At 58.7% G+C, this 13750-nt stretch carries 8 protein-coding genes; all 8 read left to right on the forward strand.

The features are described 5' to 3' along the window. Positions 1 to 152: 152 nt before the first annotated feature. The 8 genes from KVT28_RS17220 to recD all read left to right on the forward strand — a co-directional run bounded on the left by KVT28_RS17220 (position 153) and on the right by recD (position 13672). A complete protein-coding gene (locus KVT28_RS17220) occupies positions 153 to 623 on the forward strand; it encodes a prepilin-type N-terminal cleavage/methylation domain-containing protein (protein WP_192236490.1) in 471 nt (156 codons plus the stop codon). Next, the gene (locus tag KVT28_RS17225; protein WP_217549452.1) at positions 614 to 1153 is read left to right on the forward strand and encodes a prepilin peptidase-dependent protein; all 540 of its coding nucleotides are present in this window, start codon (positions 614 to 616) and stop codon (positions 1151 to 1153) included. Before KVT28_RS17220 ends, KVT28_RS17225 begins: the two co-directional genes overlap by 10 nt. Beyond that, positions 1150 to 1572 (forward strand): DUF2509 family protein, encoded by a 423-nt coding sequence (locus KVT28_RS17230; protein ID WP_192236492.1) that lies wholly within the window; start codon positions 1150 to 1152, stop codon positions 1570 to 1572. The genes KVT28_RS17225 and KVT28_RS17230 overlap by 4 nt, the downstream gene beginning before the upstream one ends. Further along, on the forward strand, positions 1505 to 1846 hold the full coding sequence (locus tag KVT28_RS17235; protein ID WP_110867962.1) for a prepilin-type N-terminal cleavage/methylation domain-containing protein: 342 nt from the start codon (positions 1505 to 1507) through the stop codon (positions 1844 to 1846). The genes KVT28_RS17230 and KVT28_RS17235 overlap by 68 nt, the downstream gene beginning before the upstream one ends. Before the next feature lie 69 nt (positions 1847 to 1915). Continuing rightward, positions 1916 to 5296: an exodeoxyribonuclease V subunit gamma gene (recC, locus tag KVT28_RS17240; RefSeq protein WP_217549454.1), complete on the forward strand. Its 3381-nt coding sequence runs from the start codon at positions 1916 to 1918 to the stop codon at positions 5294 to 5296. Positions 5297 to 5403: 107 nt separating this feature from the next. After that, entirely contained in the window at positions 5404 to 8301 is a 2898-nt protein-coding gene (gene ptrA / locus KVT28_RS17245; protein WP_217549456.1) for a pitrilysin, read from the forward strand. After that, positions 8298 to 11837 carry an exodeoxyribonuclease V subunit beta gene (gene recB, locus KVT28_RS17250; protein ID WP_217549458.1) on the forward strand — a complete coding sequence of 1180 codons (3540 nt, stop codon included), beginning with the start codon at positions 8298 to 8300 and terminating at the stop codon, positions 11835 to 11837. The genes ptrA and recB overlap by 4 nt, the downstream gene beginning before the upstream one ends. Beyond that, positions 11834 to 13672: an exodeoxyribonuclease V subunit alpha gene (recD, locus tag KVT28_RS17255; protein WP_217549460.1), complete on the forward strand. Its 1839-nt coding sequence runs from the start codon at positions 11834 to 11836 to the stop codon at positions 13670 to 13672. Before recB ends, recD begins: the two co-directional genes overlap by 4 nt. Positions 13673 to 13750 lie beyond the last annotated feature (78 nt).

A 13750-nucleotide genomic window follows, 5' to 3' on the forward strand; every position in this document is an offset into this window, starting at 1 on the left:
ATGGCGACCACGCCCAAATCGCACCTTAATCCTGAATCTGTCTCACAAAACGCTGTATCTCTCTGCACCTCTCCTCGATTTCCTGCGCAACGTTTCCCAACGTCGATTTCTCTCCCTTGTTGAACTTCATGATGCTGGGCACATTACCCGCCATGAACAGAAACGATAACCACGGCTTCACTTTGCCCGAACTGTTATTGGTGATGGTGATCGCCGGCATACTTAGCGTCGGCGCGCTGCAAGGTTGGCAGCGCTGGCAGCAATATCAACAGCTGCGCGACAGCGTACTGCAACTGCAGGGATTTCTTCTGCGCTTGCGCGCCCATGCTAACTGGCACAACCGCGATCTCACGCTGTGGGTACAGAGCGGTGAAAACGGCTGTCTTGGGGCGGGACCTAAACCTGCAGAAGGCTGCGCACTGCCCTCGCGCTGGTTATTTAAACCGCCGCACGACAGCGTGCGCCTTGTCGGCATCAATGGTGACGTCGGTTTTTACGGTCGGCGTGATGTCGCGCGTCCTGGCAGCATCGATCTCGCCAGTGCGGCGGGACGCTGGCGCTTAATTATCTCCGCCAGAGCGCGCATCCGTGCCTGTCAGCCGGGAGAGAAAGGATGCGAATAGCGCAACGCGGATTCAGCCTGCTGGAGATGCTGATTGCCATGGCGATTGGCGCGGTGCTGATGATCAGCGTCGGGCGATTTTTACCGCTGCTGCTGGAGCAGAATCTGCGCCTGCAACAGCGCGTGCAGTTACAGCAGGAGCTGCAGCAGATCGCCAATACGCTGCAAAAAGCGCTGCGCCGAGCCGGCTATTGCCACGGCCAGTGCAGCGGTTCGGCGCTAACGATTGCCGCCAGCGGCAGCTGCGTTTTACTGCGCTGGGATGAGAACAGCAACGGGCGCTGGGAAGGCGTGGGCCACAGCGAAAGTGACTATTACGGCTATCGGCTGCGCAGCGGACAGCTTGAAATGCAGCGTGGCGTGGATGAGTGCAACAGCAGCGGCTGGGAGAAACTCTCCGATCCGGCGTTTCTCACCATCGATACCTTCAAGCTTGAACGGCAGGGATCGCGTCTGGTGCTGCAACTGGCGGGACACGCCAACAGCCAAAGCGTAGAGCTGGCAAGCTGGATGGAAGGAATCAATCTGTGAAGCAGCGCGGCAATAGCACGCTGGGCATGGTGCTGATGATGTTACTGATGGGCGGATTGACGCTACACGCCACGCGAACGCAGCTCTCGCAAGGCATGGTGTTAGTGGCTGATGAGCAGCTGCACAGTCAGGATTTCTGGCAGGCGCAGGCGGCGTTAATGTGGGGCAGCGTGCAAAACTGGCCGCAGGCCACCGGCTGGCAATGTCAGCAATGGACAGCAGAACAGTGGCAAAGCTGCCTGCTACGAATGGAGGATGACAATGCGTTGTTATCGGGACATGGAGAAGGGCGCGCGCTGTGGCTCTATCGTTGGGTATCCATCCCCAACACGCAACCCCAGCCGCAAGCGCATGGCTGGATCGATTACTGCCCGCTGTCGCAGCCGGCGCTGTGCCAGCCAGAAGCAGCAGGGCTTTAGCCTGGCGGAAACGCTGGTGGCGATGCTGTTGCTGGCGATGACCATCAGCACATTGCTGCAATATCATCGCGCGCTGGCGCTGGGGTTTAGCCAGCAGTGGCAGCAGCGTCAGGCGTGGCGCGTTGCCGGCCAGGCGCTGCTTGGCCGTGACGTTGAGGGATGGCAGAGTCAGCGCCAGCAGCAGAGCCTGGCGGGCGGCTGCACGCTGGAGCGCGTCACGGTCACGGGGCCACAGCAGCGTTCCGCCTCACTGGCGCAGCTCAATTGCCACTAGCGGTAGGCATCGCAGGTGATAAACGGTAGAGTGGCTCGGCTGCGTTGTTGTCTTGTGTTTAGGAGAAATATGTTCCGGGTCTATCACTCTAATCAGCTTGATCTGTTGAAAAATCTGGCAGGTATTCTGATTGAAAATCAACCGCTGACCGATCCGCTGGCGGCTGAACAGGTGCTGGTACAAAGCCCAGGCATGGCGCAGTGGCTGCAAATGGAACTGGCTAACAGTTTCGGCATTGCCGCCAACATTGATTTCCCGCTGCCTGCGAGCTTCATCTGGAACATGTTCGTTAAGGTGCTGCCCGATATTCCTGAAGAGAGCGCCTTCACCAAGGCCAGCATGAGCTGGAAGCTGATGCATCGCTTGCCAACTTTGCTGGAGCAGGACGCTTTCCAGCCGCTGCGTCACTACCTCAATGATGACGACGACAAGCGCAAGCTGTATCAGCTCAGCGCCCGTGTTGCCGATCTGTTTGACCAATATCTGGTGTATCGCTCGGACTGGCTCAACAGCTGGGAGCGCGGTGAACGGATTGATGGCTTAGGCGAATCGCAGCAGTGGCAGGCGCTGCTGTGGTGCGATCTGGTTAACTTTACCGAAAGCCTGGGTCAGCCGATGTGGCATCGCGCCAACCTCTATGCGCGCTTTATCCAAAAGCTGGAACAGGCGCAAATGCCGCCGCCGGGCTTGCCGCAGCGCGTGTTTATTTGCGGTATCTCCGCGCTGCCGCCGGTTTATTTGCAGGCGTTAGAAGCGCTGGGCCGTCACATTGATATCCATCTGCTGTTCACCAATCCCTGCCGTCACTATTGGGGCGACATTCAGGATTATGCCTTTTTGGCGAAGCTGCAAAGCCGCCAGCGCCGCCGCATCCAGTCGGATGAGCTGCAGCCGCTGTTCCGCGATCCGGCTAGCGCGTCAGCATTGTTTAACGATATCGGCGAGCAGCAGCTGACCAATCCGCTGCTGGCGTCATGGGGCAAGCTGGGGCGCGATAACCTGTTTCTGCTGAGCCAGATGGAATCCGCCGCCAACGACATTGATGCTTTCGTCGAGGTGCCTCAAGACAATCTGCTGCACAGCGTGCAAGCGGATCTGCTCAATCTGGACGATAAAGCGGTCATTGGCCTCAACGCCGGTGAGCTGGCGAACAGCGCCGAAAAACGCCTGCTTGACCCTGAAGATCGCTCAATCACGCTGCAGGTGTGCCACAGCGCCCAGCGTGAAGTTGAAGTGCTGCAGGATCATCTGCTCACGCTGATGGAAGCCCATCCCGAACTCAAGCCACGCGACATCATCGTGATGGTGGCGGATATCGACAGCTACGCCCCTTTTATTCAGGCCGCTTTTGCCAGCGCGCCGAGCGAACGCTATTTGCCGTTCGCCATTTCCGACCGACGCGCCAGTCAGGCGCACCCGGCAATTTTGGCGCTGCTCAGCTTGCTGTCGCTGCCTGAAAGTCGCTTTGCCTCCGAAGATGTGCTGGCGCTGCTTGAGGTTCCCGCATTAGCGCAGCGCTTCTCGGTGGATGAAAGCGGGCTGCGCCTGCTGCGCCGCTGGGTGATGGAATCCGGCATTCGCTGGGGACTGGACGATGCCAGCGTGGAAGCGCTGGCGCTGCCGGTAACCGGACAACACACCTGGCGCTTCGGCCTGCAGCGTATGCTGCTCGGCTATGCGCTGGAGAGCCGCAACGGCGACTGGCAAGGGATCCTGCCGTATGACGAATCCAGCGGTTTGATCGCTGAGCTGGCGGGGCATCTGGCTGAACTGCTATCGCGACTCGAAGAGTGGCGTGCGCGTCTGGCAGAAGAGCGCACGTTAGCGGAGTGGCAGCCGCTGTGTCGTGAGCTGATTGAGTGCTTCTTTAGCGGAGACGCCGAAAGTGAAGCCGCGCTGCTGCTGGTGGAAACGCAGTGGAAACAGATTATCGAGCAGGGCATGCAGGCGGCCTATCAACAGCCGATTCCGGTTACGCTGCTGCGTGATGAGCTGCGTTCACGCCTCGATCAACAGCGTATCAGCCAGCGTTTCCTCGCCGGTCCCATCAACTTCTGTACGCTGATGCCGATGCGTTCGATTCCCTTCAAAGTGGTGTGTTTGCTGGGCATGAACGATGGCGTCTATCCGCGCACCTTAGCACCGCTGGGTTTCGACCTGATGCAGCAACAGATGCGCAAAGGCGACCGTAGCCGCCGCGATGATGATCGCTATCTGTTCCTTGAAGCGCTGATCTCGGCGCAGCAGCAGCTCTATATCAGTTACATCGGCCGGGCGATTCAGGACAACACCGAGCGCTATCCATCGGTATTAGTGAGCGAGCTGGTTGATTACCTGGGGCAGAGCTTCTGTCTGCCGGGTGATGAAGCGCTTGAACCCGATATCAGCGAGCAGCGCGTGCGTGAACATCTGCAAAAGCTGCATAGCCGCATGCCGTTTGCCGCAGAGAACTTCCAGCCGGGCGCACACGGGCAAAGCTTTGCTGCGGAGTGGTTGCCTGCAGCCACCGGCAGCGGCGTGGCACAGCCGGATTTTGTGCAGCCCTTGCTGCCTGCACCGATAGAAACCTTATCGCTGGAGCAACTGCTGCGCTTCTGGCGCCATCCGGTGCGCGCCTGGTTTCAGCAGCGCTTGGGGGTGGCTTTCTGGATGGAAGAGAGCGAGCTGCCCGACAGTGAACCGTTCGCGCCTGACAGCCTGGAACGCTACCAAATCAACGCGCAATTGCTGAATACGCTGGTCAACGGTGACGATCCGGCGCAGCTGTATGCGCGTCACCGCGCCGCAGGCAATCTGCCTTATGGCGCGTTCGGGGAACTTTTCTGGCAGAGCCAAACCGAAGAGATGCAGGAAGTGGCCGCCGAGGTGAGTGGTCAACGCCAGCCCGCTGAAAGTTGGGAAATCAATCTGACGATCGGCGCAGTGCAATTGACCGGCTGGCTGACGCAGGTGCAAGCTGATGGCCTGCTGCGCTGGCGTCCGGGCGTGCTGAACATGAACGATGGTCTGCTGCTATGGCTGGAACATCTGGTGTATTGCGCGTTGGGCGGCAGCGGTGAAAGCCGCATGTACGGCCGTAAACAGAGTCACTGGCGCTTCGCGGCGCTGCCTGCTGAACAGGCGCTGTCGCTTCTGCATGCGTATGTTGCGGGTTACCAGGCTGGATTAGTCGAGCCGCTGATGCTGCTGAATAAATCCGGCGGAGCCTGGCTGGAAGCCAGCTTTGATAGCAAGTCGCAGCAGTTGCTGGAAGACGAAGCCACGCAGAAAAAGGCACTTAACAAATTGCTGCAAGCCTGGCAGGGTGGTTTCCAGGTGGAAGGCGAGGGCAGCGATCCCTATCTGCAACGCCTGAGTCGGTCTTTGGACGATGATGCCGTGCAGGCGATTACTGCCGCCGCACGCCAATGGTATTTGCCGGTGCGCCTGGCGCATCAGAATGATGAATAGCATGGGGATACGACCTCGTTTGAGGTTGTTCCTGACACGATAAGAAAGTTTGTCTATTTCACCGCTGGGCACACAGCCAGCGGAAAAGGGTAATGTAAGGGGTTTAAATGCGGATTTACGCACGCTGGATTGGAGCGCTGCTGCTGAGCACGTTAGCGCTGAATGCCTTTGCCGATACCGATCGCGGCTGGCAACCCATCAATGACACCATTCGTAAAAGCGATCACGATCCACGCCGTTATCAGGCGATTACGTTAAACAACGGTATGACCGTGCTGCTGGTCTCGGATGCCGAAGCGCCTAAATCGCTGGCGGCGCTGACCTTACCGATCGGTTCGCTGGATGATCCTAATCAGCAGCTGGGTCTGGCGCACTATCTCGAACACATGGTGTTAATGGGCTCAAAGCGTTATCCGCAGCCTGATAATCTCGCCGAATTCCTGAAAAAAAATGGTGGCAGCCACAATGCCAGCACCGCGTCGTATCGCACGGCGTTCTATCTGGAAGTGGAAAACAGCGCGTTGCAGCCCGCAGTTGATCGTCTGGCCGATGCGATTGCTGAACCGCTGCTCGATCCGGTTAATGCCGATCGTGAACGCCATGCGGTTAACGCAGAACTGACCATGGCTCGCTCACGCGATGGCTTGCGTATGGCACAGGTGGGTGCAGAAACTCTCAACCCTGCGCATCCCGGCTCGCGCTATTCCGGTGGCAACCTTGATACGTTGAGTGACAAGCCGGACAGCAAATTGCATCAGGCGCTGACCGATTTTTATCACAGCCACTACTCCGCCAATCTGATGAAGGCGGTGATTTACAGCAACAAACCGCTGCCAGAGATGGCCGACATTGCGGCAAAAACCTTTGGTCGCGTGGCTAATCATCAAACGACGGTGCCAGAGATTGACGTGCCGGTAGTGACCGACGCGCAGAAGGGCATCATTATCCATTACGTGCCCGCACAGCCGCGCAAGCAGTTGAAAATTGAGTTCCGCATCCCGAACAACAGCGGCCAGTTCCGCAGTAAAACCGATACGCTGATCAGCTACATTCTGGGCAATCGCAGCAAAAACACCCTCAACGACTGGCTGCAAAAGCAAGGGCTGGCGGATGGCGTCAGCGCCGGTGCAGACCCGATGACCGAGCGCAACAGCGGCGTCTTCGCTATCAGCGTGTCGTTAACCGACAAAGGTCTGGCGCAGCGCGATGAAGTGGTGGCTGCGGTGTTCAACTACCTTGATATGCTGCGCACCAAAGGCATCAGTAAAGAGTACTTCGATGAAGTCTCCCACGTGCTGGCGCTGGATTTCCGCTACCCATCAATTACCCGTGATATGGATTACATCGAGTGGCTGGTGGATACCATGCTGCGGGTGCCGGTTGAGCACACGCTGGATGCGCCTTATCTGGCCGATCAGTTCGATCCCGCGGCAATCAAAACGCGTCTCGACGAAATGACGCCGCAGAACGCGCGCATCTGGTACATCAGTCCGCAGGAGCCGCATAACAAAGAAGCCTACTTTGTGAATGCGCCCTATCAGGTGGACAAAATCAGCGATGCCCAAATTAGCGACTGGCAGCAACGTGCCGCGCAGCTCCAGCTGTCGATGCCCACGCTGAATCCCTACATTCCGTCGGATTTCGCCCTTATCCCCTCCGATGGCAAAACCTACGATCATCCGGTCGCACTGACCAATGGCGACAGCATGCGTATTTACTGGATGCCAAGTCAGCAGTTTGCCAGCGAACCGAAAGCCGCTATTACCTTAGCGCTGCGCAATAAATCGGCGATCAGCGACGCGCGCCAGCAGGTGCTGTTTGGGTTGAATGACTATCTCTCCAGCCTGGCGCTGGATGAATTGAATTCGCAGGCTTCGGTTGGCGGCATCAGTTTCTCAACCGGGGAAGATGATGGCATCGTGTTTAGCGCCAGCGGGTTTACCCAACGTCTGCCGGAATTGCTGAAGAAGCTGGTGGAGGGTTACGCCACCTTTACGCCGGACCAGCAGCAGCTGGAACAGGCCAAATCCTGGTATCTGGATCGACTGGAAGCGGCGGAGAAGGGCAAAGCATTTGAGCAGGCGATTCAGCCGATGCAGATGTTGTCGCAGCTGCCTTACACCCAACGTGAAACGCGCCGCAATCTGGTGAAAAACATCACGCTAAAAGAGGTCACCGATTACCGCGATGCGCTGATTCATCATGCAACCCCGGAGATGATGGTGGTGGGCAATCTCTCTGCAGAGCGCGTGAAACTGCTCGGCGATGAGCTGCAGCAACAGTTACACAGCGATGGACACGGCTACTGGCACAGTGATTATGTGACGGTGGATAAAGCGATGAAGGCCAATCTGCAGAAAGCCGGCAGCAGCACTGATTCGGCGCTGGCCGCGCTGTATGTGCCGTTGGGCTACAGCGAATATCAAAGCATGGCCAACAGCACCATGCTGAGCCAGATCGTTCAACCCTGGTTCTACAACCAGTTGCGCACCGAAGAGCAACTCGGCTATGCGGTGTTTGCTTACCAGATGCCGATCGGACGCCAGTGGGGCATCGGTTTCCTGCTGCAAAGTAACAGCAAGCAGCCAGCGTTTTTACTGCAACGCTTCCAGGCGTTTTATCCGCAGGCTGAACAGCGTCTGCGCAGCATGAAAGCAGAGGATTTCGCCCAGTATCAGCAGGCGCTGATCAACGATATGAAGCAGCGTCCGCAAACGCTGGATGAAGAGGCGAACCGCTTTAACCGTGACTTTAAACGTCAGAACTTTGCCTTCGATACGCGTGAAAAAGCGATTGAGCAAATTCAGCAGCTGACGCCAGCCGGCCTGGCCGACTTCTTCCATCAGGCGGTATTAGCGCAGCAAGGCATGGCGATGATTTCGCAGATCGGTGGCAGCCATGATGGCGCGACCAAAGATGACTACGCCCAGCTGCCGGGCTGGACCACATGGGATGAGGTTCAGAAGTTGCAGCAGTCGTTGCCCGTGAAGAGTGATGCGCAATGAGTCTGCTACCTGAATCGCTCAATCCTCTGACGCTGCCGCTGCGCGGTGAGCGTCTGATTGAGGCCTCAGCCGGCACCGGCAAAACCTTCACCATCGGCCTGCTCTATCTAAGGCTGCTACTGGGATTGGGCGGACAACATGCTTATTCGCGCCCGTTGTCGGTAGAAGAGATTCTGGTGGTGACCTTTACCGAGGCCGCGACCGCTGAACTGCGCGGGCGTATACGCGCCAACATTCACGAGCTGCGGCTGGCCTGCCTGCGCGGCGTCAGCGGCAACCCGATGCTGATGCAGCTGCTGCAGGAGATTCCACAGCCCGCCGATGCGGCTTCGCTGCTGCTGGCCGCTGAACGACAGATGGATGAAGCCGCCATCTTCACCATCCACGGCTTCTGCCAGCGCATGCTGAATCTCAACGCCTTTGAGTCCGGCATGCTGTTTGAACAGCAGCTGATTGAGGATGAACAGCTGCTGCTGCGCCAGGCGACTGCCGATTTCTGGCGTCGTCACTGCTATCCGCTGACGCTGGATGTCGCGCGAGTGATTGTCAGCGAATGGAACGGCCCGGAGCAGTTGCTTTCCACCTTGCGTCCGTGGTTGCAAGGCGAATCGCCCAGCCTGCGTCTGCCGCCTGCCGACAGTGAAACCCTGGCTTCGCGCCACAGCGAAAACCTGGCACGTATCGCCGCGATGAAAGCGCAATGGCTGGCGGTGGGTGACGAAGTGCTGACGCTGGTGGGGCAATCTGACGTGGATAAGCGCAGCTACAGCAGCAAGAATTTGCCGGTTTGGGTCAATAAAGTCAGCTTTTGGGCGCAGAGCGAAACGCGTGATTATCAGGTGCCCGCCGAACTGGCGCGCTTCGGTCAGCGCATGCTTGAAGAGAAGACCAAAAAGGGCAATCCGCCGCATCACAGTGTGTTTGACGCCATCGACACTTTCCTTGCTCAGCCGCTGTCGCTGCGCGATCTGGTGATTGCGCGTGCGCTGGTAGAGGTGCGCGCTGCGGTGCGCAAAGAGAAACGTCAGCAGGCACTGTTGGGTTTTGATGACCTGCTGAGCCGCCTCGACGAAGCACTGCAGCAGCCGAGCGGTGAGCAACTGGCTCAGGCGATTCGCCAGCGTTTCCCGGTGGCGCTGATTGATGAGTTCCAGGATACCGATCCGCTGCAATACCGTATTTTCCGCACGCTTTATATCAATCAGCCAGCGCATGCGCTGCTGTTGATTGGCGATCCCAAACAGGCGATTTACGCCTTTCGTGGCGCGGATATTTTTACCTATATCCGCGCGCGCAGTGAAGTCAGTGCGCACTACACGCTGGATACCAACTGGCGCTCGTCGCCTGCGATGGTCAACAGCGTTAACCATCTATTTGCGCGCCTCGACGCGCCCTTCCTGTTCGCTGAGATCCCGTTCCAGCCGGTGCAGTTTGCGCCTCCTAACCAGCAACTGTCGCTCACTATCGATCAGGTTGAGCAAGCGGCGTTACGCTTCTGGCTGCAGCCGGGCGAAGGTTGCAGCGTTGGGGATTATCAACAACGTATGGCGCAGCAGTGTGCGGCCGATATCAGTCGCTGGTTGCAGGCCGGGCAGCAGCAGCGCGCGATGCTGGGCAAAGCGCCCAATTTGCGGCCGGTACAAGCCTCTGACATCACTGTGTTAGTGCGCAGCCGTAACGAAGCTAACCTGATTCGCGAAGCACTCAATCTGCTCGGTATTCCGTCGGTTTACCTGTCGAATCGCGACAGCGTTTACACCACGCCGGAAGCGCGTGAGCTGTTATGGCTGTTGCAAGCGGTGCTGGCGCCGGAGCAGGAGCGTATGCTGCGCACCGCGCTGGCAACCTCGCTGTTTGCTTTTGATGCCTCGCAGCTGGATGCGCTGGATCAGGATGCGCGCGGCTGGGATGAACTGGTGGATACCTTTGCCCGCTGGCAGCTGGTGTGGCAGCAGCGTGGCGTCTTGCCGATGCTGCGCGAGATGATGCTGGAGCGCCAGCTGGCGGAAAATCTGCTGGCATCGGAGAACGGTGAGCGTCGTCTGACGGATTTACTGCATCTGGGCGAACTGCTACAGGAAGCGGCTGCGCAGCTCGATAGCCCGCACGCACTGGTACGTCATCTGGCACAGCAGATCGCGCGCCCGGACAGCCAGTCTGCCAGCCAGCAGCTGCGTCTGGAGAGCGATCGTCATCTGGTGCAGATTGTCACCATCCACAAATCTAAAGGGCTGCAGTATCCGCTTGTGTGGCTGCCGTTCGCCGCCGGTTTCCGCGAGGCGGATACCGCGCTCTATCACGATCGTGAGAGCTTTAACGCGGTCCTGGATCTGCAAGCCGACGAAGAGAGCCTGGCGCTGGCCGAACAGGAGCGTCTGGCGGAGGATTTGCGCCTGCTCTACGTGGCGTTGACCCGTTCGATCTATCACTGCAGCGTCGGCGTGGCACCGCTGTTTCGCGGCACGCGCAAGAAAGAGGGCGAGAGCGATTTGCATAAAAGCGCGCTCGGTTTTCTGTTGCAGCGCGGTGTAGCGGCAACAGCCGAACAGCTCGGCGCGTTGCTGCATAACATGGACGCGGCGGGCACCGAAGTGGTGCTGGCCGAAGATATGCAAGCCGAGCGCTGGCAGGTTGAGGCGGTCGCCGATAGCGAGTTGGGGGCGCGAAGCGTAACGCGCGTGCTGGCCGACCCGTGGCGCGTCACCAGTTATTCCGGTTTGCAGCAGCACAGTTCTCACCGTCTGCTTGAGGTGATGCCGAATTTCGATGTGGAAGCAGCCGGCGAAGAGGATCGGGAAGAGGAAGGGGAAGCGGCGCTCACGCCCCATCACTTCCCGCGCGGTGCTGCGCCGGGAACGTTTTTGCATGAGCTGTTCGAATCGCTGGATTTCCCGCAGCCGCCTTCCGAGGAGACGCTGGCGCAACATCTGCAGCAAAACGGCTATCCGCTGCACTGGCAGCCGATGCTCAGTGCGTGGATCAGGCGTGTATTGAGCACGCCACTTAACGCGCAGGGTATTAATCTGGCGCAGGTGCAAAGCAGCGATCGTTTGGTGGAGATGGCATTCTATCTGCCAATTGACAATGTGCTGACCGCGCGTGAACTGAGCGCGTTGATTGCTCAGGATGCGTTATCGGCGCAGGCTCCGCCGCTCGATTTCCGTCAGGTGCAGGGCATGCTGAAAGGCTTTATCGACCTGGTGTTCCGCTGGCAGGGCAAATATTACCTGCTGGATTATAAATCCAACTGGCTCGGTGACAGCCATGAAGCTTATACGCCGCAGGCAATGGCGCAGGCGATGATCGACCACCGCTACGATTTGCAGTACCAGCTCTATACGCTGGCGCTGCACCGCTATTTACAACATCGCGTGCCGGATTACGATTATGAGCAGCATTTCGGCGGCGTATTTTATCTCTTCCTGCGTGGCATGGACGGCAGCTCGCCAGACAACGGCGTGTTTCATACCCGTCCCACCTTCGACTTCATTTCACAACTGGATAGCCTGTTTCGCGGGCCGGGAGCGACAGCATGAGCGGTATGACCGCGCTTTTAGCACAGGCGGCTGAGCTGCGTTTGCTGCGCTCGCTGGATGTCCAGTTCGCTCAACTGCTGGCTGATGACGAGCAACCGGCGCGTTTGCTGCTGGCGGCCTGCCTGAGCGCGGAAGCGGGAGATGGGCATGTCTGTTTGCCGTTATCACAGCTGAGCCGCGACAACCTGTTTAAAGGACGCCATGCGGAGCTGGCCCAGGCCATCTGGCAAGCGGCAGGCGAACCGCAGGATTGGCCTGCAATTTTAGCCGGCTGGTCGGCACTGAGTAGCAGCGATTGCGCGGCACCCATCGTGCTGAGCGAAGATCGTCTCTATCTACATCGCCTTTGGCACAACGAAGGGCAGGTGGCGCGCTTCTTTCAGTCACAGTCGACAGCACAGCCTTTTGCGCCTGAACGGGTCAGGGAAGTGCTGGATCAGCTGTTTGGCAGCGAGCCGGATAACTGGCAGAAGATTGCGGCTGCGGTGGCGCTGACGCAGAAAACTGCGGTGATCTCGGGCGGTCCCGGAACCGGAAAAACCACCACGGTGGCAAAACTGCTGGCGGCACTGATCCGTCTTAGCGAAGGCGCGTTACGTATTCAGTTGGCTGCACCAACCGGCAAAGCGGCGGCGCGTCTCACCGAATCGCTGGGCAAGGCGCTGCAAAAGTTGCCGGTGAGCGAGGCGGAGCGGCAGCGCTTTCCGGCCGATGCCACCACGCTGCACCGCTTGTTAGGCGCGCAGCCGGAAACACAGCGCCTGCGCTATCACGCCGGAAATCCGCTGCATCTGGATGTGCTGGTGGTGGATGAAGCCTCAATGGTCGATCTCGGCATGATGGCGAATTTGATTGCCGCATTGCCAGCGCAGGCGCGCGTGGTGTTCCTCGGCGATCGCGATCAGCTGGCATCGGTGGAAGCGGGCGCAGTGCTCGGTGATATCTGTCGCTGTGCCGAAGCCGGTTACAGCCCGATGCGCGCTGCGCAGCTGAGCGAGCTCACCGGCAGCGGGGTGGCGGGCATCGATGACAGCAGCGCACCCGCGGTACGCGACGCGATTTGCCTGCTGCGTAAAAGCTACCGCTTTGACGCCAACTCCGGCATTGGCCAACTGGCCGCAGCGGTTAACGCCGGTGATGCAAAGGCGGTTGAAGCGGCATTCAAGGCTGGTTTCAGCGATATCACCCGTCAACCTTTGCAGGATGCTGATGCGTATCAGGCGATGCTGACGGAGATTGCCGCCGGTTATCAGCCGTTCCTGAAACTCATTCGCCAACGCGCTGATCCTGCTGAAATTATCGCGGCGTTTGGCCGATATCAGCTGCTGTGCGCACTGCGTGAAGGGCCGTTTGGCGTGCAGGGATTGAATCAACGTATTGAGCAGAAGCTGATGCAGCTGCAGCTGATTCGTCGTCCAACCGGCGGCAGTCGCTGGTATCAGGGACGTCCGGTGATGGTGACGCGTAACGACAGCGCATTGGGCCTGTTTAACGGCGATATCGGCATAACGTTGTTTGATGAGGAAGGTCTGCTGAAGGTGTTCTTCCCGTTGCCGGATGGCAACATCAAGGCGGTGCAACCGAGCCGCTTGCCGACGCACGATACCGCGTGGGCGATGACGGTGCATAAATCGCAGGGTTCGGAATTTGACCACACGGCGTTGGTGATGCCGGCGCAGTTCCTGCCGGTGTTAACGCGCGAGCTGATTTATACCGCGATTACCCGCGCGCGTAAGCAGCTGACGTTGTACAGCGATGACGGCGTGTTCCGCCGTGCCGTGCAGTTGCGTACCCAGCGACGCAGCGGATTACTGGAGCGGTTGAGCGGAGAGTAATTAAGTATCGATTCCGCACAATCCGTCGCGGCGCGATGAATCGCGCATATCAATGGCGGCAGCTTGCCCATGCGGATA

The organism is Pantoea sp. GbtcB22 (assembly GCF_019091025.1).
Lineage (GTDB): Bacteria > Pseudomonadota > Gammaproteobacteria > Enterobacterales > Enterobacteriaceae > Pantoea > Pantoea leporis.

Coding starts and splice junctions, on each gene's coding strand:
- recB (WP_217549458.1), top strand. CDS start 8,298: ATGAGTCTGCTACCTGAATCGCTCAATCCTCTGACGCTGCCGCTGCGC.
- recC (WP_217549454.1), top strand. CDS start 1,916: ATGTTCCGGGTCTATCACTCTAATCAGCTTGATCTGTTGAAAAATCTG.
- recD (WP_217549460.1), top strand. CDS start 11,834: ATGAGCGGTATGACCGCGCTTTTAGCACAGGCGGCTGAGCTGCGTTTG.
- KVT28_RS17235 (WP_110867962.1), top strand. CDS start 1,505: ATGGCTGGATCGATTACTGCCCGCTGTCGCAGCCGGCGCTGTGCCAGC.
- KVT28_RS17225 (WP_217549452.1), top strand. CDS start 614: ATGCGAATAGCGCAACGCGGATTCAGCCTGCTGGAGATGCTGATTGCC.
- ptrA (WP_217549456.1), top strand. CDS start 5,404: ATGCGGATTTACGCACGCTGGATTGGAGCGCTGCTGCTGAGCACGTTA.
- KVT28_RS17220 (WP_192236490.1), top strand. CDS start 153: ATGAACAGAAACGATAACCACGGCTTCACTTTGCCCGAACTGTTATTG.